The organism is Sphingopyxis sp. P8 (genome assembly GCF_020622175.1).
GTDB lineage: Bacteria > Pseudomonadota > Alphaproteobacteria > Sphingomonadales > Sphingomonadaceae > Sphingopyxis > Sphingopyxis jiangsuensis.
Window position 1 is genome coordinate 1,625,649 of the sequence record NZ_JACNMK010000001.1, and the last position, 23,086, is coordinate 1,648,734.

The 23,086-nt window shown below is 64.6% G+C and carries 25 protein-coding genes; 11 read left to right on the forward strand and 14 right to left on the reverse strand.

Annotated elements, in window-relative coordinates; translation table 11 throughout:
• Positions 1-233 precede the first annotated feature (233 nt).
• Positions 234-443, reverse strand: a complete 210-nt coding sequence (locus H7692_RS08035) for a hypothetical protein (protein WP_179493994.1) — start codon at positions 441-443, stop codon at positions 234-236.
• Positions 444-578: 135 nt separating this feature from the next.
• On the reverse strand, positions 579-2,351 hold the full coding sequence (recQ, locus tag H7692_RS08040; protein WP_222135417.1) for a DNA helicase RecQ: 1,773 nt from the start codon (positions 2,349-2,351) through the stop codon (positions 579-581).
• Positions 2,352-2,478: 127 nt separating this feature from the next.
• Between recQ and H7692_RS08045 the strand changes: the two genes are divergently transcribed.
• Positions 2,479-3,525, forward strand: a complete 1,047-nt coding sequence (locus H7692_RS08045) for a phytase (protein ID WP_222135416.1) — start codon at positions 2,479-2,481, stop codon at positions 3,523-3,525.
• On the opposite strand, the gene H7692_RS08050 is transcribed toward H7692_RS08045, so the two are convergent.
• From H7692_RS08050 to H7692_RS08065, 4 genes are read right to left on the reverse strand one after another with little or no spacing between them, the layout of a single operon-like run.
• Positions 3,522-4,190: an aquaporin gene (locus tag H7692_RS08050; RefSeq protein WP_201928838.1), complete on the reverse strand. Its 669-nt coding sequence runs from the start codon at positions 4,188-4,190 to the stop codon at positions 3,522-3,524. The genes H7692_RS08045 and H7692_RS08050 overlap by 4 nt on opposite strands.
• Positions 4,187-4,693, reverse strand: coding sequence for an arsenate reductase ArsC (locus H7692_RS08055; RefSeq protein WP_222135415.1), 507 nt, complete (start codon positions 4,691-4,693; stop codon positions 4,187-4,189). The genes H7692_RS08050 and H7692_RS08055 overlap by 4 nt, the downstream gene beginning before the upstream one ends.
• Positions 4,694-4,697: 4 nt before the next feature.
• Entirely contained in the window at positions 4,698-5,171 is a 474-nt protein-coding gene (locus tag H7692_RS08060) for an ArsI/CadI family heavy metal resistance metalloenzyme (protein WP_201928836.1), read from the reverse strand.
• Complete coding sequence (locus H7692_RS08065; protein ID WP_222135414.1) at positions 5,168-5,512, reverse strand: ArsR/SmtB family transcription factor; 345 nt, start codon at positions 5,510-5,512, stop codon at positions 5,168-5,170. Before H7692_RS08065 ends, H7692_RS08060 begins: the two co-directional genes overlap by 4 nt.
• Positions 5,513-5,918: 406 nt before the next feature.
• Between H7692_RS08065 and H7692_RS08070 the strand changes: the two genes are divergently transcribed.
• Complete coding sequence (locus tag H7692_RS08070) at positions 5,919-6,227, forward strand: hypothetical protein (RefSeq protein WP_201928834.1); 309 nt, start codon at positions 5,919-5,921, stop codon at positions 6,225-6,227.
• A gap of 162 nt (positions 6,228-6,389) precedes the next feature.
• Here the strand turns inward: H7692_RS08070 and H7692_RS08075 are convergent, their stop codons facing one another.
• The 4 genes from H7692_RS08075 to H7692_RS08090 form a co-directional block, all read right to left on the reverse strand.
• Complete coding sequence (locus H7692_RS08075) at positions 6,390-8,204, reverse strand: ABCB family ABC transporter ATP-binding protein/permease (RefSeq protein ID WP_201928833.1); 1,815 nt, start codon at positions 8,202-8,204, stop codon at positions 6,390-6,392.
• A gap of 310 nt (positions 8,205-8,514) precedes the next feature.
• The gene (locus H7692_RS08080) at positions 8,515-9,021 is read right to left on the reverse strand and encodes an LptA/OstA family protein (protein ID WP_390881096.1); all 507 of its coding nucleotides are present in this window, start codon (positions 9,019-9,021) and stop codon (positions 8,515-8,517) included.
• A 65-nt stretch (positions 9,022-9,086) separates the two neighbouring features.
• Complete coding sequence (lptC, locus tag H7692_RS08085) at positions 9,087-9,725, reverse strand: LPS export ABC transporter periplasmic protein LptC (protein ID WP_201928830.1); 639 nt, start codon at positions 9,723-9,725, stop codon at positions 9,087-9,089.
• 13 nt (positions 9,726-9,738) lie between these two features.
• A complete protein-coding gene (locus tag H7692_RS08090; RefSeq protein WP_201928829.1) occupies positions 9,739-10,356 on the reverse strand; it encodes a ribonuclease D in 618 nt (205 codons plus the stop codon).
• Positions 10,357-10,618: 262 nt separating this feature from the next.
• Here H7692_RS08090 and H7692_RS15165 point away from each other — a divergent pair, with 262 nt between their 5' ends.
• Entirely contained in the window at positions 10,619-11,374 is a 756-nt protein-coding gene (locus H7692_RS15165; RefSeq protein ID WP_222135413.1) for a cold-shock protein, read from the forward strand.
• Positions 11,375-11,426: 52 nt separating this feature from the next.
• On the opposite strand, the gene H7692_RS08105 is transcribed toward H7692_RS15165, so the two are convergent.
• From H7692_RS08105 to H7692_RS08120, 4 genes are all read right to left on the reverse strand, one after another.
• On the reverse strand, positions 11,427-11,882 hold the full coding sequence (locus tag H7692_RS08105; protein ID WP_201928827.1) for a Dps family protein: 456 nt from the start codon (positions 11,880-11,882) through the stop codon (positions 11,427-11,429).
• A gap of 107 nt (positions 11,883-11,989) precedes the next feature.
• The gene (locus tag H7692_RS08110) at positions 11,990-12,568 is read right to left on the reverse strand and encodes a hypothetical protein (protein ID WP_222135412.1); all 579 of its coding nucleotides are present in this window, start codon (positions 12,566-12,568) and stop codon (positions 11,990-11,992) included.
• A gap of 33 nt (positions 12,569-12,601) precedes the next feature.
• Complete coding sequence (locus H7692_RS08115; protein WP_201929092.1) at positions 12,602-12,931, reverse strand: hypothetical protein; 330 nt, start codon at positions 12,929-12,931, stop codon at positions 12,602-12,604.
• 72 nt (positions 12,932-13,003) lie between these two features.
• Positions 13,004-13,648, reverse strand: a complete 645-nt coding sequence (locus tag H7692_RS08120) for a GGDEF domain-containing protein (RefSeq protein ID WP_222135411.1) — start codon at positions 13,646-13,648, stop codon at positions 13,004-13,006.
• Positions 13,649-13,858: 210 nt separating this feature from the next.
• Here H7692_RS08120 and purE point away from each other — a divergent pair, with 210 nt between their 5' ends.
• The 8 genes from purE to lspA all read left to right on the forward strand — a co-directional run bounded on the left by purE (position 13,859) and on the right by lspA (position 23,069).
• On the forward strand, positions 13,859-14,359 hold the full coding sequence (gene purE, locus H7692_RS08125; protein ID WP_201928824.1) for a 5-(carboxyamino)imidazole ribonucleotide mutase: 501 nt from the start codon (positions 13,859-13,861) through the stop codon (positions 14,357-14,359).
• Position 14,360: 1 nt separating this feature from the next.
• On the forward strand, positions 14,361-15,437 hold the full coding sequence (locus H7692_RS08130) for a 5-(carboxyamino)imidazole ribonucleotide synthase (protein ID WP_227340012.1): 1,077 nt from the start codon (positions 14,361-14,363) through the stop codon (positions 15,435-15,437).
• A complete protein-coding gene (locus tag H7692_RS08135) occupies positions 15,434-15,928 on the forward strand; it encodes a dihydrofolate reductase (protein ID WP_227340013.1) in 495 nt (164 codons plus the stop codon). The genes H7692_RS08130 and H7692_RS08135 overlap by 4 nt, the downstream gene beginning before the upstream one ends.
• Positions 15,928-17,109, forward strand: coding sequence for a dipeptidase (locus H7692_RS08140; RefSeq protein WP_227340014.1), 1,182 nt, complete (start codon positions 15,928-15,930; stop codon positions 17,107-17,109). Before H7692_RS08135 ends, H7692_RS08140 begins: the two co-directional genes overlap by 1 nt.
• Before the next feature lie 163 nt (positions 17,110-17,272).
• Positions 17,273-18,214 (forward strand): bifunctional riboflavin kinase/FAD synthetase, encoded by a 942-nt coding sequence (locus tag H7692_RS08145; RefSeq protein ID WP_227340015.1) that lies wholly within the window; start codon positions 17,273-17,275, stop codon positions 18,212-18,214.
• A gap of 88 nt (positions 18,215-18,302) precedes the next feature.
• Entirely contained in the window at positions 18,303-19,349 is a 1,047-nt protein-coding gene (locus tag H7692_RS08150) for a glycerophosphodiester phosphodiesterase family protein (protein WP_227340016.1), read from the forward strand.
• 151 nt (positions 19,350-19,500) lie between these two features.
• Entirely contained in the window at positions 19,501-22,542 is a 3,042-nt protein-coding gene (gene ileS, locus H7692_RS08155; protein ID WP_227340017.1) for an isoleucine--tRNA ligase, read from the forward strand.
• Positions 22,542-23,069 (forward strand): signal peptidase II, encoded by a 528-nt coding sequence (gene lspA / locus H7692_RS08160; RefSeq protein WP_201928817.1) that lies wholly within the window; start codon positions 22,542-22,544, stop codon positions 23,067-23,069. The genes ileS and lspA overlap by 1 nt, the downstream gene beginning before the upstream one ends.
• Positions 23,070-23,086: the final 17 nt, after the last annotated feature.

Here is a 23,086-nt window from a genome sequence, read left to right on the forward strand (position 1 = left end):
ATGACGATATATGAACGTCGGCAATTGACCGCTTTCCAACATTCCAATGTCCGTTCGTGTCGAGCGAAGTCGAGACACCCATCGACACACCGCCTTTCCCGATAGGCATCTCGACTTCGCTCGATGCGAACGGGATTGGGAGCGTCCGCAACCGGTCAAGTCCGGTCATCGCATCCAGATCGGGACCGAATGGCCAAAATGGGGTGGAGAGTGGACATAAGCCCCAGATACAATCAGCGTCCCTTCGCATCGTCGAAGTTAACTGAAGGGCCAAGGGTCTTTTCACGATGCTTAAGCAGCGCGCCAATTCCCCAGCAACTGATCATTGTGCCCGTCACCCAGAAAGCTGCCTGATCCAAATCATTTACAACTTCAAAATGAACCAAGCCCAGCGACAAGAACATTCCTGCCAGAAATAATTCCGCTCGCTCGAGAAAATTCATCTGCGACGCTCCACCAATGTTTCGCGAAGTATGTCAGATCGCGCCTACGGCCGCAATTGGTCGCTACCAGACCTTCGTCATCCCGGATCAAGTCCGGGATGACGGCGAAAACAATGCTCAACGACAATCAGCCGCTCAATACTGCCGGATCACCGCCAGAAACGCGTCGCCCCATGCTTCGAGCTTCTTTGCCCCCACGCCGGGGATCGCCGCCAGTTCGGCACGCGTCGCCGGCCGTTCGCTCGCCATCGCGCGGAGTACCGCATCGTGAAAGACGACATAGGGCGGCACGCCGGCTTCGGCAGACAGGTCGCGGCGGGTGGCGCGCAATGCGTCGAACAGCGGATCGCCCACCGGGTTCGCCGCCGCGCCGCCGCCGCGCTCGCGCCGCGTGCGTTTGACCGGCGGCTCGGCCATCAGCACCGGCGCCTCGCCCTTCAGCAGCGGGCGCGCCGCGCGGCCGAGCATCAGCCCGCCATGTTCGGTGGTATCGAGCGCCTCGCGCGCGACGAGCGTGCGCACGAGCGGCTTGATCAGCCGCGCCTCCTCGCCCTCGACGATGCCGAACACCGACAGCTTGTCGTGCCCGCGCGCCGCGACGCGCTCGTCGCGCTTGCCCGTCAGCACCGCCTCGACATGCCCCGCGCCAAAGCTCTGCCCGGTGCGATAGACTGCCGAGAGCAGCTTTTGCGCGAGCACCGACACGTCGAGCCGCGCGGGCGGGTCGAGACAGGTGTCGCAATTGCCGCAGCGTTCGGGCGGGTCCTCGCCGAAATGACGCAGCAGCAGCGCGCGGCGGCACTCGACCGTCTCGACGAGCGCGGCGAGCGCGTTCAGCCGCGCGCGCTCGCCCGCGATGCGCGCCTCGGGAAGTTCGGACAGCCGCATCCGCGCGCGCGCAAAATCCTCGGCGCCCCACAGCATCAGTGCCTCGGCGGGGTCGCCGTCGCGCCCCGCGCGCCCGGTTTCCTGATAATAGCTCTCGATCGACTTCGGCAGCCCGGCATGCGCGACGAAGCGCACGTCGGGCTTGTCGATCCCCATGCCGAACGCGACCGTCGCGGTGACGATGCCGTCCTCCGACGCCACGAAGTCATGCTGCACCCGCGCGCGCCTTTCGGGGTCGAGCCCCGCGTGATAGGCGGCGACGCTGCGCCCCGTCGCGCCCGCAAGCCGCGCCGCCATCCGCTCGGTGCCGTCGCGCGTCGGGCAATAGACGATGCCGGGGCCGGGGTTGGCGGCGATGAAGTCGGCAAGCTGGCGCGCCGGGCTGATGCGCGGGGTCACGCGGTAGCGGATATTGGGCCGGTCGAACCCCGCGAGCACCAGCCCGTCGGCGGGAATGCCGAGCTGGACCAGAATATCCTCGCGCGTGTGGCGGTCGGCGGTCGCGGTGAGCGCAAGGCGCGGCACCGCAGGAAAAGCATCGAGCAGCGGGCGCAGCAGGCGATAATCGGGGCGGAAATCATGCCCCCATTCCGACACGCAATGCGCCTCGTCGATGGCGAACAGCGCGGGCGGGCGGGCGGCGAGCAGCGCGCGAAATCCCTCGCCCGTCGCGCGTTCGGGCGCAATATAAAGGAGATCGAGTTCGCCGTCGCGATAGGCCTGCCGCGTGTCGGCGAAATCGGCATCGACGCTGGTCAGCGACGCGGCGCGAATCCCCGCAGCGCGTGCGCCGCGGAGCTGGTCGTGCATCAACGCGATCAGCGGCGAGATCACGACCACGCATCCCGAAAATGCCACCGCCGGAAGCTGATAGGTGAGCGACTTGCCCGCGCCCGTCGGCATTACGGCAAGCGTGTGCATGCCCGCCATCACCCGGTCGACGACATCGCCCTGCCGTCCGCGGAAGGCGTCGAATCCGAAGGTCGATTTCAGGAGGGGGAGGAGAGCTTCGGCCGACATTGACTAGCGCGATAGGCAGTTTGGTCGCGCGAGGGAAGGCCGCGCGCCGCGTCCGGCCGCGCCCCGCCGCACCATGCAACCGCCGCGCGCCGCGAACCGTTGCAATGGTGGAGGTTTGAGGTCCGCTATGCCGTTATCGTTCCTTCTCGCGGCACTCCTGTCCGCGACGCACCAGCCGGGAGGTCGCCCGCTGCCCGAAATTCCCGCGCGCGTCGAAACCGCGCCGGTCACCGACAGCCGCGGCGACCGCGCCGACGATCCGGCGATCTGGCGCAATCCGGCCGATCCCGCGGCAAGCCTCGTCATCTCGACCGACAAGAAGGCGGGGCTCGCGATCCACGACCTGTCGGGCCGGCTGCTCGCCTTTCAGCGATTGGGCGACATCAACAATGTCGACCTGCGCGACGATGTGCCGATCGCGGGAGCGCGCGCGACGCTCGTCGCGGCATCGGACCGGAGCGACAAGGACGACCCGCTGCTCCGCCTGTTCCGACTCGACCCCGCGGCGCCCGCGCTGATCCCGATCGGCACGATCGCGCTTCCCGATGGCCAGGCCTATGGCCTTTGTCTCCATCGGCGGGGCGACGCGGTTGACGCCTTCATGGTCTATAAGGAAGGGATCGTCGAACAGGTCGCGCTCGACCTTGCAACCCTGCCGGCGCGGGGCCGTGTCTTGCGCCGCTTCGACCTCGAGAGCCGAAGCGAAGGCTGCGTCGTCGACGACCGCAGCGGCCAGCTCTATGTCGCTGAGGACAAAGTAGCCATCTGGCGCATAAACACCGCCCCTGACCGGCCGATGGCGCCCATCAAGATCGCCGATGTCGATGGTGTCCATCTTCATAAGGACGCCGAAGGGCTGGCGCTGCTTCCTGTCGGGGCGACGCGCGGCTTTCTTTTCGCGTCGAACCAGGGCGACGACAGCTATTCGGTGTTCCATGTCCCCGATGGCGCGTTCGTCGGCAGTTTTCGGATTCGCGGCGGCGCCATCGACGGAACCGAGGAAACCGACGGCATCGCCCTGCATGCGGGCAATTTCGGACCGCGATGGCCGGGCGGGCTTTTCGTCGCGCACGACGGGAAAAATCGCGACGAAAAGGGACGCAAGGCGCCGCAGAATTTCAAGCTTGTTCCGCTGGGCGCCATCCTCGCGGCGCTTAGGATCGACCCCCGCTAATCGGCCGCGGGAGAGAAGAGCGAGCGCGCGATAGCGTAAGCCGCGACCGCCCCCGCAAGCTGTGCAGCGATAAAGGCCGGGACATCGGCGGGCGCAATGCCGGCAAAGCTGTTGGACAGGCTGCGCGCGACCGCAATCGCCGGATTGGCGAAGCTGGTCGACGAGGTGAACCAATATGCCGCGGTGATATAGAGCGCGACGCTCGGCGCGACCCATTCGGCGCGGTGACGCAGCGTGCCGATGATGGTGAGGATGAGGCCAAAGGTCGCGATGAACTCACCCGCCCATTGCCCCGCGCCGGTGCGCGCCTTTGCCGAGAATTGGACGATCGGCAGATCGAACATCAGATGCGCCGCCCACACCCCCAAAATGCCGCCAACAATCTGCATTGTGACATAAAGGAGAGCGCGGCGCGGCGCGATTGCGCGTCCGAGCGCCATCACGAGCGTAACCGCCGGGTTGAAATGCGCGCCCGACACGGGGCCGAGCATCGCGATAAGCACGAACAGGATGGCGCCGGTCGCAAGCGCGTTGGCGAGAAGCGCGATCCCGACATTGCCGCCCGACAATTGCTCGGCCATCACGCCTGAGCCGACGACGGTCGCGAACAGGAAAAAGCTGCCGAGCCCTTCGGCGAGCAGGCTGCGCGAAAGCCCCTGCGTCATGCCGCGCCCTCCATCTTGCCGATATGCCCCAGCGCCTCGCGCAATTCGTTGCGCCCCATCGTCTCGATTGGCAGCGCGAACATTGCCGTTGCGCGCGCCTCGAGCAGGCGCCAGGTTTCGGCAAAGGCGGCATCCTCCGCTGCTTCGCCGCCCGGAGTATCGGCAGGGTCGGCGAGACCCCAATGCGCGCGCACGGGGGCGCCGACGAACAACGGGCAGGCTTCTCCCTCCGCGTTGCCGCAGACGGTGATGGCAATGTCGATTCGCGGCGCGCCGGGTGCTGCAAACTCGTCCCAGCTTTTCGACCGGAACGCAGCAATATCGTAGCCCTTCGCAGCGAGCAGCCGCAGCGCCGCCGGGTGCGGCGCACCCTTGGGCTGGCTGCCCGCGCTAAAGGCGCGCACGCGGCCTTCGCCCATGCGCGCGATCAGCGCTTCGCCCAAGATGCTGCGCGCCGAATTGCCCGTGCACAGCACCAAAATCCCCGGCTTCGCGCCCGCCATGGCGTCAACAGCAGGTGGCGGGAGCGGGCTTGGCCGCGGCCGGGACGCAGCAACTTCCTTCGGCCGCCGCAGGCGATGCGAGCGGCGCGAAATCGGGGCTGTCGCCATAAACGGTGGCTTCGCCATTGGTCAGAAACGCTTCCCACACGACGCCGTCGGGATCGGCGATCCAGCTTTTTTCGGACTTGGCATAGCAACAGGTCGTCGCGCCTTCCTCGAGCACCGGCGCGCCCGCATCCTTGAGCCGGCCATAGACCGCGGCGAGCTCGTCGGCATCCTCGACCTGGATCCCGACATGTTCGACCCCGCGATGCGCGCCGTCGCGCACCGAGATGGCGAAATTGATGCGCGGATCGTCGAGCATCCATTTGGCATAATCATCCTTCGTCACGCTCGGTGTCGCGCCGAAAAGTCCCGTGTAAAAGGCAATCGACTTGTCCAGATCGGCAACGCCGACATGCATATGAAAACGGCTCATGCGCTTTTCCTTTCTTCGTCTGTATTGGGTTCGCACGCGGTGTCGGGCGCGCAGGCCCCGCCACCGCAGCAATTTTCCATGAGGAAGCCGACGAGCGCGTTCATCGCGCGATAGTCAGCCGAATAGATCAGCGACCGGCTCTCGCGCCGCTGCACGATCAGCCCCGCATTGGTGAGCTGAGTCAGATGGTGCGACAAGGAGGATGCGGGCACCTCCAAAGCCCCGGCAATCGCCCCCGCTGCCAAGCCCTCAGGCCCCGCCTGCACCAGCAGCCGGAACAGCGCGAGGCGATGCTCCTGCGCAAGCGCGCTTAAGGCGCGAATGACGGGTTCGGACTCCATATCGGCCTCTATAATTCGATGATTGTCGAACTATGGAATTATAGAGAGGCAGTCAAGGACTATTTTTGCGAGATCGATTGGCTAAAATCGGGGCGACGATGTGCGCGTCGTTCGAACCCAGTTAAAATGTCGCGGCCAATATACTGAGAAAAGTGAAAACTGAATTGCATTGTGCGGCCGCGCTGTCCGGGCGATGGCATGGCTACAACCGTGCCAACGCGCAATCCCCCGTCGCATCACTCTTGCACATGATCTAACTCATTGAATTATATATCATTCATATTTTTCACAATTATTCAACGGCTAGGCAAAGACTGCTCCCGGTACAGCGCATATTTTCCCCATGCGAGGCGACCCAATACCTTGCACATGAACACGCACACATGCTGTCGAAGGGAGATTGATCATGAAGACAATCATTATAGCGGCCGCGGGGCTTGCAACATTGGCCCTTGCCGGTGGTGCAATGGCCAAGGACATCGAACGCAAGGCCCAAATCTATGGCGCGACAGAATCCGAGGCATGCGAAAAAACGAAGCGAAATGCGCAGAACCAGTTAGGTAGCGCCCAGCTTTTGTCTTTCGATCCGTGCACGTGCGGGATTGCTTCGTTCACCAAGCCCGGCGCTAAAAATCGCTATTGGTGTCGTACGGTGGCGCATGGTCGCTATCCCGACCGCGAACGCAAGCCCATGGGACATTCATCACCGCGGTAGCAGCAGGTCAGCAGCCTGGGCACGACCGGACGGACAAATTCTGGTCGTGCCACCTTGCGGCGCTTGTCTCAAATATTCGACGGCGCGTTTCTCGCCATAAATTTTGTCCCACAATCCGATCAAACTCGTCCGTGGCCCCAGTCGGCAAAGCGGCGCAGAAAATTATACCGTCCCCTCCTCAACCTCCGCCTGTTGCCGCGCCCACATGTCGGCGTAGAGCCCGCGCATGCGCAGCAGTTGGTCGTGCGTCCCCGTCTCCGCGACATGGCCCTTATCCAGCACGATGATCCGGTCGGCGCCCGTCACCGTCGACAGGCGGTGCGCGATCACCAGCGTCGTGCGGCGTTGCGCGATGCGGTCGAGCGTGCCCTGAATCGCCGCCTCTGTGCGGCTGTCGAGCGCGCTCGTCGCCTCGTCCAAAATCAGCACCGGCGGGTTTTTAAGCAGCGTGCGCGCAATTGCGACGCGCTGCTTCTCGCCGCCCGACAGCTTGAGACCGCGCTCGCCTACCTCGGTCTCATAACCTTGCGGCAGCGTGGCGATGAAGTCGTCGATCGCGGCGCCCTCGGCCGCGGCAGCGACTTCTTCGGCGTTAGCGTCCTCGCGGCCATAGGCGATGTTATAGCCGATGCTGTCGTTAAACAGCACCGTATCCTGCGGAACGATGCCGATCGCCGCGCGCAGGCTGGCTTGCGTCACCGCCTTGATATCCTGTCCGTCAATTGTCACGCGCCCGCCCTGCGGGTCATAGAAACGGAACAAGAGCCGCGCGATCGTCGACTTGCCCGCACCCGACGGCCCGACGATCGCCAGCGTCTCGCCCGCGCCGACAGCAAAGCTGACGCCGTTCAGGATCGTGCGGTCGGGCTCGTAGCCGAACACCACATTCTCGAACATCACTGCTCCGCCGTTCACGACGAGCGCCGCCGCGCCCGGCGTGTCGGCAATCTCGGACGGCGTGTCGATCAGGCGGAACATCGCCTCCATGTCGATCAGGCCCTGGCGGATGATGCGATAGACCATACCGAGCATGTCGAGCGGGCGGAAAAGCTGCGCGAGCAGCGTGTTGACGAGCACGACGTCGCCGACGGCAAATTCGCCGCGCGACCATCCCCACACCGTATAGGCCATCGCCCCCGCCATTGCGGCGTTGGTGATCAGGCTCTGCCCGATGTTGAGCCAGGCGAGGCTGTTCTCGCTTTTCACCGCGGCGCGGGCATATTGGTCGGCGACGTCGCGATAGCGCGCCGTCTCGCGCGCTTCGGCTCCGAAATATTTGACCGTCTCGTAATTGAGCAGGCTGTCGACGCTACGCCCGACAGTGAGCGTGTCGAGGTCGTTCATCCGCGTACGTAGCGCATTGCGCCAGTCGGTCACGCGCCGCGTGAAGATGATATAGACAACGACCATCAGCGCGGTCGCGCTTGCAAGGCCAAAACTGAACTTGGTCCAGAAGATGATGAGCACTGCCGCGAGCTCGATGATCGTCGGCGCAATGTTGAACAGCAGGAAATAGAGCATCGTGTCTATGCTCTTGGTCCCGCGCTCGATCACCTTCGTCACCTCGCCCGTTCGCCGCGCAAGGTGGAAGCGCAAGCTCAGCGCATGCAAATGCGTGAAGGTCGCGATTGCCAGCTCGCGCGTCGCATCCTGCCCGACGCGCTCGAACACAACATTGCGAAGATTGTCGAACAGCACGCCGGCAAAGCGTGCGCCCGCATAGGCGAGGACCAGCCCGATCGCGAGCGCGATCCCCTCCTCCATCCCCGGCGCCATCCGGTCGATCGCCGCACCATAGAGGAAGCCCATCGACAGCTGTACGCCCTTCGACGCGAGGACGATCAGCGCCGCGAGGACGATGCGCAGCTTGTGCCCGCCATTCCCCGCAGGCCACAGATAGGGAAGGAATCGCTTCAGCGTCGCAAGGACGGGAGGCTCGCGGCCCGTATCGGCGGAGGTGGCGGTATCGGGCGGCATGCGCGCCCCATGTAGGGGCGCGGGCGCCGAACGCCAACCAGCGATATTCCTATTGCGGCGGTCGCGGGCCGCTGTGACGAATGATCCGCTCGATCAGGCGGCGCTCGTCGCTCGTCGGCCCGGTCACCGCAGGCGCGGCAGGATCGGTCTTGCGGTGACCGAACATCGGGCGACGGCGCGGAAGGAAGGCGGAAAGGGGCATGGGGGCTGGCTTTCGCTATGCGACGCCGCCCCCCCGGAGCGCCGCAAATCATCTGGTCCCTGCGGCGATAGTCGCGCGGCGTGGTTTCAAATCTGCGAAGGAAGCTGGTTACTGCTTTCTTTCCGGAACCGTGAAGGTCCCCGTCACGCGGCCGCCCGTGCCGCCTTCGACCGGATTGCCGTCAGGTCCGCGCGCCGCGCCGCGCCCGTCGACAGTCGCGCGGCCGCTGTTGAGGTCGATGACAAGCCGTCCGCCCGACAGGCGGTTGCCGCGTTGGCGCAGCTCGACATTGCCGACCATCGTGATCAGCCGCCGGTCGAGGTCGTAAATGGCGACATTGCCCGACGCGCGCTCGTCGCCCTTCACCACCGTCACCCCGCCGGTCGCGTCGAGCCGATTGACGTCGGTGCCGCCGGCGCGCGTGTAGGCGACCGTCATGCGCGGCGCGGTGACGGTCAGACCCGCCTGCGTCACGCGGACATTGCCCGCGAGCACGACGCGGTCGGCACGGTCCTGCACCTCGATCGTCCCCGCCGCGAAATCGACCGGCGCATTGCTGTTGTGGTTGGCCAGCGCCTGCGCCTGCGCCGCATCGCCGCTGCCGACCGACAGCATCGCGAGGCCGGTCAGCGCAAAGCCGGCGCCAGCAAGCGCAAGGCTCCGGATGGACGATAGGCGGGTCATTTGATCACTCCCTGGTTGATCCGCAGCCGGGCATTGCCCGACAACCGCACGATACGCGTATCGAGATCGGCGGTGAGTTGATTGGCCGAAAAGCGACCGATGTTCAATGTGCCGTCGACGCCGCCGCGCCCGACGAGGCTGCGCCCCTTAAGGTCGAGAGCGACATTGCTCGCGTCGATCCGATAGCCGTCGGCGCTGCGCACCTGCACCGTACCGGGAACCGCGACCGTTTCGCTTTCCATATCGTAGGCGCCCTGCGCCGCGGCTATGGTTGCCGGCCCCTCGGCAAGGTTGATCGCGCCCGATAGCTGACGCATGAGCACCACTGGCTCGGTCGAGCTTTGCTGCACCGCGCTACCTGCCACGAGCGCGAAAGGCTGCCCCTTTTCGTCCTGCCCGCGATATTCGGCACGCGTCACGCGCATCCGCTCCTTGGCGACCTCGACCTTGTCCTTCGCGAGCAGAAAGCTGATCTCGGCGCGCTGGGTGAAAGGCGAAAAAACAAGGATCGCCGTAATGACGCCGATCAGCAACGGCAGACCATAGCGCAAGATGCGGATCACCCGGTCGTGACTCGACCCGCTCGCCGCCCAGATCCGGCGCATCGTGCGATCGAGGTCGGCGCGTTCGGACATGCGACTCGGAGACCTAGCTGTGCGCGAAAATATCGACCTCGGGCCAACCGGCAAGGTCGAGCGCCGCGCGCGTCGGCAGGAAATCGAAGCAGGCCTGCGCCAATTCGGCGCGCCCTTCGCGCGCGAGCCGGGCGTCGAGCACCTCCTTCATTGCATGGAGAAAGCGCACATCGCTCGCCGCATAATCGCGCTGCGCTTCGGACAATTCGGTGGCGCCCCAGTCGCTCGACTGCTGCTGCTTCGACACCTCTTGTCCCAGCAGTTCGCGGACCAGTTCCTTCAGCCCGTGACGGTCGGTGTATGTGCGCACAAGCTTGGACGCGATCTTGGTGCAATAGACGGGTGCCGTGACGATGCCGAGCGCATGCTGCAGGGCGGCGATGTCGAATCGCGCAAAATGAAACAGTTTCAGCCGGTTAGCATCAGAAAGTATCGCCTTGAGAACCGGCGCGTCATATGTACTTCCAGGGCCGAAGCGGACCAGATGCTCGTCGCCCGACCCGTCGCTGATCTGAACGAGACACAACCGGTCGCGCAGCGGGTTGAGCCCCATCGTCTCGGTATCGACCGCAACGGCGCCCGAACCCAGCACGCCCTCCGGCAGATCCTCTTCATGAAAATAGACTGTCATGCCAGCCGCCTTAGGCCAAGCCGCCGCGCCGCTCAATGACTGGTTTTGCGGGGCACCGCCGTCGCCGCGCCCCATCCGTGAAATGCCGTGAAAGCCGCTGGCACGGCTGTGAATTTTCTGTTCGCAGACCTGACGCAATTAGGCTATATCTTGCGCCGTTAGCGGCACGGGGCGAGTCTGTGCCCATGGTGAACTGCGTCCCCGTCCGGCGCAATGAGCCGGTTGAATGGGGTGCGGACGAACCGAAAGCGACTACTAAGCAATGAGTTTCAACAAGGATCGCCGTGGCCATCGCGGACGCGGCAAGCGCGATGATTTCGGCAATTTCGACAGCTTCGAACCCGCGCCCTACAGCGGCGACAGCTTTGGCGGCGGCAATCGCGGTGGCGGTTTTGGCGATCGCGATCGCGGAGGATTCGGCGGCGGTGATCGCGGCGGCTTCGGCGGCGGCGGAAGCGGAGGCGGCGGCTTCGGTGGTGGACGCGGCGGCGGCATGCCGGCGCAGGTCGTCGGCGAGGGCCAGGGCCAGGTAAAATTCTTCAACCCCGCGAAAGGCTTTGGCTTCATCGCACGCGATGACGGCGGCGAAGATGTCTTCGTCCACATCAGCGCCGTCGAGCAGGCGGGTCTGCAGGGCCTTGCCTCTGGGCAGCCGCTCGGCTTCACGCTCGTCGAGCGCAACGGCAAGGTGTCGGCCATCGACCTCAAGATCGAGGGCGAACCGATGCCGGTCGAAGAATTCGCCCCGCGCCCGCGCGAGGATCGACCCGCAGGCGGCGCCCGCGGTCGTCGTCAACTGACCGGCGAACGCGCGTCGGGCACCGTGAAGTTCTTTAACACGACCAAGGGCTTCGGCTTCATCGCACGCGACGATGGGCAGGCCGACGCCTTCGTCCATATCAGCGCGGTTCAGCGCGCGGGCATGGCCGGGCTCGAAGAAGGCGACCGCGTCGCGTTCGATATCGAAGTCGACGACCGCGGCAAGTTCGCTGCCGTGAATATTCAGCCCGAACAATAATTTCCGTCCAGGAATGAAATGGGGGCGGTCCTTTCGAGGGCCGCCCCTTTTTTTATCCGTCGAGCGTTGCTTTCAGGAACCAGATGCGTTGCTCGGTCTCGTCGGCCCAGCCATCGACCAGGCCGCTCGTCGCAATGTCGCCTTGCTCCTCTGCGGCAGCTTTCGCCGCCTTGATCTGCGCGAGAAGCGTTTCATTGTCGGCGGCAAGATTGCGCACCATCGTGTCGGCATCGACCTTTTCGGCGTCGTCATCGCGAATCGTCTGACGGCGACCGACCTCGCCAATCGACCGCAGCGTCACCGCGCCATTTTTGCGCACGCGCTCGGCAATCAAATCGGTGGTCGCAAGGATTTGGGCAGCCTGCTCGTCGAACAGCAGGTGCAACTGGCGGAAGCGCGGTCCCTGTACATGCCAGTGGTAATTCTTGGTCTTGAGGTAGAGCGCGTAGCTGTCGGCAAGCAGCGCATTGAGCGCATCGACGACGGCAGGCTGGTTCTGCTGAGGCATGGGAGAATCCTTTCCTTTGCTTTGCCCCTATATAGGGCGTCGCAACGGATTTTTCCCACAAATGCTGCCTGCCACTATCATCGACAAACTCGATGAAACAAATGCAATCACGCGCTTTCGGCGATTAATCCGAAGGCCCGCAGCGTGGTTGCGGCCGCCCAGATCGCGAGAAGCGCAGCACTCGACAGGCGAACATAGCGAACCAGCTCCGTCGCCGCGAGCGCTGGACCAAATGCGAAAAAGGGCAAAGTCGCGAGCAGCCAGCCGACAAACCCACCTGCGGCCGCCCACAGCCCCGCCCCGCTGGTCGCCGCCAACGCGGCGATCAGGAAGTGGCTGCGATCGCCAAATTGCAGCAGCAACAAGCGCACGCCCAATCGCGCCGGCGGCTCGCTGGCGATCGCGCCGTCGTCGGGCATAAGCCGACCACGCCACAGGAGCGCGACTGCCGCCGTGGCCAACGCAAAGGCAACGAACAGCGCCACAACGCCCTGCCCGACCATCCGGTGGAGAAGACTTCCCCCCACCGCGGCGACCAGCGCGTTTACGATGAAGCTTGCCGCCGCAGCCACAACGACGACACGGCCGTCGTCACGGGTGGCGATCAGCCGGGACAGGAAGGAGCCGCTGCGCCCATCTGTATTGGCTAGCAACACCGCAACCAGCGCGATCATGATGGCATCCATGCCCTTATCCCGCTCGGCCGCTGCGCGTCGGCGTCAGTCGCCGAGGCGGTTCGCGACCGAAGCAAGCCAGGCTTCGTGCATCGCCGCCGATAGCGGCCCGCTCGGCACATTGGCCGCGTCGCTCATGGCATCGAGATAGGTCAGGATCGCCGCTCGCTGTCCGCCGGTCGCAACGGTCGATTCGAGCCGACTGGCAAGCGCCTCGACAGCCGCGAAACCATTGTCGCGTGCGAGGCAGCGAATATCGTCGATGCCCTGCACAATCTGCGCAAGGGCGCAATGCGGCAACGCTTCGGCCAGCGCCGCGATCTGCCCGGTGATCCGGTCGTGCATATCCTGGAAATAGTCGCCCTGCACCCGCATGACACTCACCCCCTTCGATTGGTCGAGGATGCGCGCATTTGGTTAACGGGTGGTTAGGAAACTGGTTGCGGGTCAAACGTCGCCGCAAGGATCGTCCTGGCGCTGCTTGCTGCGATACATATCGCGGTCGGCCGCCGCGAGGATTTCGGACTCGGTGGCCCCCGCAGTGAGCATCGCAACCCCGAAGCAGGCAGACAATTGGATCTCGTGCCCGTCATAGATCGCCGGCTCGGCGCTCAAGACATGGCAGAGTCTGTTGACCTGCACACGCGCGCCATCTTCGGTCGACTGGTCGAGGATCAGGCCGAATTCGTCGCCGCCAATGCGTGCCGCTACATCGGTCGCACGAATCGACGATGCGAGCCGGTTGGCGATTTCCATCAGCGCAAAGTCGCCGGCCGCATGGCCGAGGCTGTCGTTGATGCTCTTGAGCTGGTTGACGTCGACAAAGACGACGGCGGCGGTTTCGGCATGGCGCTCGAACCGCGCAAGCCGTTGATGAATGGCGGTCAGGAAATAGCGGCGGTTGAACAGTGGCGTCAGCGTGTCGCGCTCTGACACGCGCTCAAGCTCGGCGACCGCAATCTTCAAAATGCGGTTTTCGCGGCGCAGGACGTCGCGTTCGCGGCGCAGTTCGCGCACCTGGTCGTCAATGGAGTCTACGGATGCGAAGGCGGTCCGGTCGACCGCGATCCGTGCTCCCCCTACGCTGTCCATCCAAAGTCCCCGAAATGAACGCTTTTCCCCGTCGGCCCCATACCGATCGATGTTCCGTGGCTGACCCTAAACGGGACATGATACCAATAGGTAAACGCACTCCGATTTGCCGATCGACCGCAAAGCCGACGCGGTGGCGTTGCCCACGCGCGGGCGAGCCGCTAGGGGGAGCAGGATCGACGATTCATCGTCGGACGTGGAGGGATTTCAATGGGCGACAGCAGACCGCTTGTCGGGGTCATCATGGGCAGCCAGTCGGACTGGCCGACGATGGCGCATGCGGTCCAGATACTCGAGGAGTTCGGGATCGCGCACGAGGTCCAGATCGTCTCGGCGCATCGCACGCCCGACAGGCTCGTCGCCTATGCGAAAGGAGCGGCCGACCGCGGGCTTCGTGCCGTCATCGCTGGCGCTGGCGGCGCGGCGCACCTGCCCGGCATGGTCGCTTCGATGACGCGCGTGCCGGTGCTCGGCGTGCCCGTCCAGTCGGCGGCGCTGAGCGGATTGGACAGCCTTTTGTCGATCGTCCAGATGCCGGGCGGCGTTCCCGTCGCGACCTTTGCTATCGGCAAGGCGGGCGCGACCAATGCGGGGCTGTTCGCCGCAGCACTTCTTGCGAACGACGACGCAGCACTCGCGCAAAAGCTCGACGCCTGGCGCTCCGCGCAAAGCGATAGCGTCGCTGCCATTCCGGTTCGCGAGGGGCAATAGCTTGCTGCCACCCGGATCGACGATCGGTATCCTCGGCGGTGGGCAGCTCGGGCGAATGCTGTCCGTCGCGGCGGCGCAGCTCGGCTATCGCACCCATATCTATGCACCCGACTCCAAAAGCGTCGCCGCCGATGTCGCGGCGCATCACACGCAGGCTGCGTGGGACGACGAGCCGCGTCTCGCTGCCTTTGCCGCTGCCAGCGACGTCGTCACTTTCGAGTTCGAGAATGTTCCTGTCGACACCGTCCGCTTTCTGTCGGGCCATGTCGCGGTGCGCCCCGGTGTCGCGGCGCTCGAAGTCGCGCAGGATCGGCTGGCCGAGAAGAATTTCGTCGTGTCGGTCGGCGGGCGACCCGCGCCCTTCGCGCCCGCTCCCGACCGGACGGCGCTCGATACCGCCATCGAAATGGTCGGCACTCCCGCGATCCTCAAAACCGTGCGGATGGGCTATGACGGCAAGGGTCAGGCGCAGCTCGCGGCGCCTGCCGACGCCGATGCGGCATGGGACGCCATCGGACGCCACCCGGCGGTCCTCGAAGGCTTCGTCGATTTTGCCCATGAATTTTCGGTGCTGCTCGTGCGCGGCATCGACGGCGAGGTGCGCTATTGGGATTCGCCGGTTAACGTCCATGGCGCCGGCATTCTCGCATCATCATCGCTTCCCGCTCCGGCTGCGGTCGCCGGCCAACAGGATGCGGCGCGCGCCTTGATGGCGGAGATTGCCGAAGCGCTCGACTATATCGGGGTACTCACCGGTGAGTTTTTCGTCGGCGCCGAAGGTCCGATCTTCAACGAGATGGCGCCGCGCGTCCACAACAGCGGTCATTGGACGATCGAAGGTGCGGTGACGAGCCAGTTCGAAAACCATATCCGCGCCGTCGCCGGCCTGCCGCTCGGCGACACGGCGACGACGGCGCTGCCCGTGGTGATGCGCAATCTGATCGGCGCCGATATCGCCGCGGTGCCTTCACTGCTCGCCGACGGCCGCGCACATGTTCATCATTATGGCAAGGCCGAGGTGCGCGACGGCCGCAAGCTCGGCCACGTCACCTGGGCCGGAGCCGAACCCGAAGCATGAACCACCCCGAAATCACGCTGATCATCGCGCGCGCCGCCAACGGCGTTATCGGGGCTGATGGCAAGATGCCGTGGCACCTTCCCACCGACCTCCGCCGCTTCAAACAGCTGACGATGGGGCGCCCGATGATCATGGGTCGCAAGACTTTCGACAGCCTGCCCGCGGTGCTCGAGGGCCGCCGCCATATCGTACTCACCCGCGATCCCGACTGGCACGATGAGGGCGCTGAACCAGTGGCAACGGTCGAAGAAGCGCTGAAACTCGCCAATGCGCCGCATGTGATGGTGATCGGCGGCGCCGAAATCTATCGCCTCTTCTTTCCGCTTGCCGACCGGATCGAGCTGACCGAGGTCGCCATGGAACCTTCGGGCGATGCGATCATCGCCTATCCCGACGCCGCCGATTGGCAGGAGGTGGCGCGCGAGGACCATCCAGCGGACGCCGCGGGCCGCCCTGCCTTCAGCTTCGTCACGCTCGCGAGGCGGCGCTGATGCGTCGCTGGCCGCTTCTTGTCCTACTCCTTCTGGTCGTCGGCGCCGCTGCCTTTTTCGTACTCGCGCCCGGGATCGTCGAGCGCGGCCTCAACCAGATCGACGGCAAGCCGCTGCCGCAAGTGAGCGAACGCGCCAAGGCGTTGCACAGGACGCTGACGATCGTCGACCTGCACAGCGACAGCTTGTTGTGGAGCCGCGACTTTACCGACCGCGCCGAGCGCGGCCATATGGACCTGCCGCGGCTAAGCGATGGCAATGTTGCCTTGCAGATTCTGTCGAGCGTCACGAAGACACCGAAGAACCAGAATTACGACGCCAACGGCGCCGACAGCGACAATATCACCAGCCTTGCCATCGCCCAGCTCCAGCCGCTGCGGACGTGGGATTCGCTGCTCGAACGCTCGCTTTGGCACGCGGAAAAGCTTCACCGCGCCGCCGCGCGCGAACCGGGCGCGCTCCGTACCGTCGCGGTGCCCGCCGACATCGACGCGCTGCTCGCCACGCGCGAGGGCCGTGACGTTCCCGTCGGCGCGATGCTCAGCATCGAGGGGCTGCAGAACCTCGAAGGCGAGATTGCCAATCTCGACAAGCTTTATGCCGCCGGCTTCCGCATGGCGGGACTGACGCATTTCTTCGACAATGATCTCGCCGGCTCGATGCACGGCCTCGAAAAGGGCGGTCTCACTCCCTTGGGCCGCCGCGTCGTCGAACGCATGGAAGCCAAGGGCATGATCGTCGACATCGCGCATTGCTCGCGCGCCTGCGTCGCCGACGTCCTGAAAATGGCGCGCCGCCCGGTCGTGTCGAGCCACGGCGGAGTGCAGGCGACGTGCCGCGTCAACCGCAACCTGTCGGACGAACAGATTCGCGGCGTCGCGGCGACCGGCGGGCTGATCGGCATCGGCTATTGGGATGCGGCGATCTGCGACACCTCGCCCGCGAGCATTGCCAAGGCGATGAAGCATGTCCGCGACCTCGTCGGCATCGCGCATGTCGCGCTCGGCAGCGACTATGACGGCGCGACCACGGTGCGCTTCGACACGTCGCAGCTCGTGCAGGTGACGCAGGCGCTGATCGACGCGGGCTTCACCACCGACGAGATTCGCGCCGCGATGGGCGGCAATGCGCTTCGCGTGTTGAGGGCGGGGCTGGTTCCCTTGGGCCCGCCCGCGCCATGACCATGCCACACATCGGCTCGACCACCATGAAGCCCCTCCCCTTCAGGGGTGGGGGTGGGGTGGAGGCCAGCAGCCTTGCACATTGCGCGCAGCCTACCCCGCTGCGACCAGCGAACCAGTTCGCAAGTCTCTCTGCCCCTCTCCTGAATGGGAGCGGTAGCAGATGATCCGCCTCGACGGCCACCAACGCATCGAAGAGCCGCTGCGCGGCGGGGTGATCGCGCTCGGCAATTTCGACGGATTCCACGGCGGCCATCAGGCGGTCGTGGGCCGCGCCGTGCGCCATGCGCGCGACGAGGGGCGACCGTGCATCGTCGCGACTTTCGACCCGCATCCGGTCCGCTTTTTCAAGCCCGACGTCGCGCCCTTTCGCCTGACCACGCTCGACCAGCGGCAAGAGCTGTTCGGAGCGGCGGGCGCCGACGCGATGCTCGTGCTGCCCTTTGACGCCGCGCTCGCGGCAACAAGCGCCGAGGATTTCATCACCGCGCTGCTCCTCGACCGGTTCGGCGCGGCGGGCGTCGTCACCGGCGCCGACTTCGTCTTCGGCAAGGGGCGCGGCGGTAATGTCGTCACGCTCGCCGACCATGCCCGCCGCCTCGGCTTTTTCACCGAAATGGTCGCGCCGGTCGACGATGCCGATACCGTTATTTCGTCGAGCCGCATCCGCGAAGCCTTGCAGGCGGGCGATTGCGCGACCGCCGAACGCCTGCTCACGCGCCCCTTCACGATCCGCGGCACGGTGCAGCATGGCGACAAGAACGGCCGCCTGCTCGGCTTTCCGACCGCTAATCTCGAACTCGGCACCTATTTGCGCCCGCGCTACGGCATCTATGCCGTTACCGGCCGCCTGCTGAGCGAGGGTACGGAAGGCCGCATCCTGAAGGGCGCGGCGAATATCGGCATCCGTCCGAGCTTCGACCCGCCCAAGGAATTGCTCGAACCGCATTTCTTCGATTTCGACGGCGATCTGTATGGCCAGGAAATCGACGTTGCCTTCCACGCCTTCATCCGCGGCGAAGCGAAGTTCGACGATATGGCTGCATTAATGGAACAAATCGCAGTGGATTGCGACGCGGCAAAAGCGCTACTCGCCGACATATAGCGGCATCGTCGCCCCGGACTGATCCCCGGGGTCATACGGCGGCGTAGAAGTGGGTTCCGGAACATGTCCGGAATGACGAAAGGGGCGCATGACGGACGAACAGGATTGGGCCGCGGGGCTCGAAGGCCCGCCCAAGAAGCCGATGAAACGCAGCACCAGGATCATGCTCTGGTTGTTCGCTGCGCTCGTCGCGTGGCTGACCTTGTCGAACGCGAGTTTCCTCGCGCCCGATCCCGAAGGAAAAGCCCGCCTGATCGCGCATCGCGGCGTTTATCATCTCTATGACAAGCGCGCCGCGATCGGTCGCGACACCTGCACGGCGGCGTGGGCGCTGCCGCCCGATCATGAGGTTTTCGAGAATACCCCGGATTCGATGCGCTGGGCGGTCGGGCTCGGCGCGAACATGGTCGAGGTCGACGTCGCGCCGACGAAGGACGGGCGCATGGTGCTGTTCCACGACTGGACGGTCGATTGCCGCACCGACGGTCATGGCAACACGCGCGACCTGACGCTTGCCCAGCTCAAGCGGCTCGACATCGGCCATGGCTATACCGCCGACGGGGGCAAGAGCTTTCCGCTGCGCGGAAAGGGTATCGGCAAGATGCCGACGGTCGAGGAAGGCCTCGCCGCGCTTCCGGTCCACCCGATCCTTTTCAACTTCAAATCGAAGGATGCGGGCGTAGCCGACCAGCTTTTCGCGATCCTGAAAGCATCGGGCCGCGACAGCGTCAAACTGGGCGACGCCTTTTACGGCGGCGCCGCACCGGTCAAGCGAATGCGCGAATTGATGCCCGGCAGCTGGTCCTTCGACCTCCAGCGCGCCGCGCGCGCGTGCAGCAAGGACTATATCACCTATGGCTGGACCGGCATCGTTCCCGAAAGCTGCCGGAACGGCGTGCTCGCCATCCCGATCAACTATCAATGGGCGTTCTGGGGCTGGCCCGACCGGCTGATCGCGCGCATGGACAGCGTCGGCGCACGCGTCATCGTCTTTGGTCCGTATGAAAGCGGCAAGTCGAACGAGGGGCTGACCGATCCCCGCCAGCTCGCCAAGGTTCCCGCGAGCTTCAACGGCTATATCTGGGTCGACAATATCCGCGAAGTCGGCCCGGCGCTGCGGCCGCGGCAAAAGTAAGATCCCTGCGAGATGCCCGCTCAATCCGCTTTCCGGACAGGGTGAACCCCGGCGAAAGCGGGGCCCAGGCACCCGTCGAATTTCCTCCAAAGGTCGCATGATCAACTTAAACGTGACTATTCCGCCCCACTTGCGCTAAGCGCCGCGCACCATGACCGACACGCCTGCGACCGAAGCCCGCGACTATCGCGACACCGTCTTCCTGCCCAAGACCGACTTTCCGATGAAAGCCGGCCTGCCGCAGAAGGAACCGGCGATTCTGGCGAAGTGGCTCGAAGCCAATCTCGAAGGACAGATCCGCGCGGCGCGGCAGGGCCGCGAGCAGTTCATCCTCCACGACGGCCCGCCCTATGCCAATGGCGACATGCACATCGGCCATGCGCTCAACCATATCCTCAAGGACATGGTCGTCCGCACCCAGACGCTGAAGGGCAAGGACGCGCCCTACGTCCCCGGCTGGGACTGCCACGGCCTGCCGATCGAATGGAAGGTCGAGGAGCAATATCGCAAGAAAAAGCTCAACAAGGACGAGGTCCCGGTCGAGGAATTCCGCGCCGAATGCCGCGCCTATGCGCAGCATTGGGTCGACGTCCAGCGCGAGCAGTTGAAACGCCTCGGCATCGGCGGCGATTGGGACCATCCGTACCTGACGATGGATTATGAGGCCGAGGCGACGATCGTCCGCGAGCTGATGAAGTTCGCCGAAAGCGGCCAGCTCTATCGCGGCGCGAAGCCGGTGATGTGGTCGCCGGTCGAAAAAACCGCACTCGCCGAGGCCGAGGTCGAATATGAGGATATCACGAGCACGCAGATCGATGTGGCGTTCGAGATTGTTGAGAGCCCCAATTCCGCTCTGTTGAAGGATTTGGCGAGCCGGGGGCTTTCGGTCAGTGCGGTAATTTGGACGACCACACCTTGGACGATCCCGGTCAACCAAGCACTCGCTTTCAGCCCCGACATCACTTACGCCGTGCTGGAACCCTTCGTCGATGTGCCCGCTGCTGATGAGCAAACGCTCGATGCCTTCTATGCTCGATTGGAGCAGCTGGGAATTCTGACGGGCGGCAAGCGCCTGTATCTCGTCGCAAAAGATCTGGCGCGAGCTTTCGCTGCCCGGATAACCAGGCAGGTCCAAGAAATCGGGCTCAATGAATTTGGTCTGGATATGGCTGGCAAGCTTTGGGACCCTGACTTCGGACCGGAATCGGAAATCAAAGGCTCCGACCTCGCTGGCGCCATCGCCCGCCACCCGATGCACCATCTCGGCGGCTTCTACGCGCGACCGCGCCCCTTCCTCGCGGGCGATTTCGTCACCACTGACAGCGGCACCGGGCTCGTCCATATGTCGCCCGACCATGGCGAGGATGATTTCGACCTGTGCAAGGCGAACGGGCTCGATCCCGTTTTCGCGGTCGAGGGTGACGGCAAATATCGCGCCGACTGGGCATGGCTCGGCGGGCTGGGCAGCGTCATCAATCCCAAGTTCAACGCCCCTGACGGCCCGATCTGCACCGACTTGCGCGACGCGGGCGGGCTGCTCGCGGCATCGGCGGATTACAAGCACAGCTACCCTCACAGCTGGCGCTCCAAGGCGAAGGTCATCTATCGCTGCACCCCGCAATGGTTCGTGCCGATGGACAAGATCGTCGATCACGACACCCCGCGCTGCGCCGACGAAGCGCAAATCCGCGCCGCACAGGGCGACGGCGAAACATTGCGCCAGACCGCGATGCGTGCAATCGCCGACACGCGCTTTGTCCCGTCCAAGGGCCGCAACCGCATCGGGTCGATGGTCGAGGGGCGCCCCGACTGGGTGCTGTCGCGCCAGCGCGCATGGGGCGTGCCGATCACCCTGTTCGTCCACCGCAAGACCGGACAATATCTCTGCGACCCCGCGGTCAACGCGCGCATCATCGCCGCGGTGAAGGAAAGCGGCGTCGACGCATGGAGCGAAGCGCGCGCGCAGGAATATCTCGGCCCCGATTACGACGCCGCCGATTACGAGCGCATCACTGACATCCTCGACGTCTGGTTCGATTCGGGCTGCACCCACGCCTTTGTGCTCGAAAGCGGCAAATGGCCCGCGCTCGTCCGCCGCGACGGATCGACGCACAGCGCCGACCTCTACCTCGAAGGCAGCGACCAGCATCGCGGCTGGTTCCAGTCCTCGCTGCTCGAAAGCTGCGGCACGCGCGGCCGCGCGCCGTACAAGGCGGTGCTGACCCACGGCTTCACCATGGATGCCAAGGGCATGAAAATGTCGAAGTCGCTTGGCAACACGATCAGCCCGATCAAGGTGATGGAAACCAACGGCGCCGACATCATCCGCCTGTGGGCGCTGTCGGTCGATTTCACCGAGGATCACCGCATCGGTGACGAAATTCTGAAGGGCGTCGCCGACCAGTATCGCAAGCTGCGCAACACCTTCCGTTACCTGCTGGGCGCGCTCGACGGCTTTACCGAAGAAGAACGCGTCACCGACGTCGCTGCAATGCCCGAGCTCGAACGCTATATGCTCTCGCTGCTCGCCGACCTCGACGCAAAGCTCGCGCGCGCGGTCGATGATTTCGACTTCAACGCCTATACGCGCGCGCTCGCCGATTTCTGCAACGAGGATCTGTCGGCCTTTTACTTCGATATCCGCAAGGACCGGCTCTATTGCGACGTCAATGTCGCGACCGGATACCAGACCCCCGAACGCGCCGCCTATCGCAGCGTACTCGACACGCTGTTCCACGCGCTGATCCGCTACGCGGCGCCGGTGCTCGTGTTCACCGCCGAAGAGGTTTGGAGCACGCGCTATCCCGATGCGGGTAGCGTGCATTTGCTGGAGTGGCCGACGCTCCCGTCGTTCGAACGAGACAAAGATCTCGTCATTCGGAATGCGGAACTTCGGGAGTTGCGCGGCAAGGTGACCGAAGCGATTGAGCCTGTCCGCCGCGAAAAGATCGTGCGTTCCAGCCTCGAAGCGGAAGTCACCATGAGTGACTTGGAAGTTATTCTCCGCAATCTTGACCGCGCCTATCTGGCCGAAGTCTTCATTTCCGGAATCGTACATCTCGAGGCCGGCCACGAGGGCATTTCAATCAAGCCAACCACCCACCACAAATGCGGACGCTGCTGGCGCCACCTGCCCGAGGTCGAGAGCGACGGCGCCTTGTGCAATCGCTGCGAGACGGTATTGGACGCCTGATGAGCAGCACCCGTTCGCCGTACCTGCGCTTTGGCCTGATCGTCGCCGCGCTCGCCTTCATTCTCGACCAGACCAGCAAATGGGTCGTCATCGTCCCCTTGTCGCTCGAGACCAAGCCCTATGGGATGATCGAGCTGACCAGCTTCTTCAACCTGACCTGGGCGGAAAATTGCGGGATTTCGCTGTCGATGTTCGCCAGTTGCACCGACACGACGCGCTGGACGCTCGTCGCGGTGACCGCGCTCGTCGCGGGGGCAGTCGCCTTCTGGATGGCGCGCGAAAAGGCGCGCGGCGACGTACTCGCGCTCGCGCTGATCCTCGGCGGGGCGATCGGCAATATCCTCGACCGGGTGCGGTTCGGCTATGTCGTCGATTTCGCCGACCTGCATTTCGGCGATTTTCGCCCTTTCATGATCTTCAACGTCGCCGATGCCTGCATCAGCGTCGGCGTGCTTTTGCTGGTTGCGCGCGCGCTGCTCTTGGGCGAAAAGGCCCCTCCGGCAGCCGAGCAGGCCGCCAAAGAATAAACGGGGCGCATAGGAGT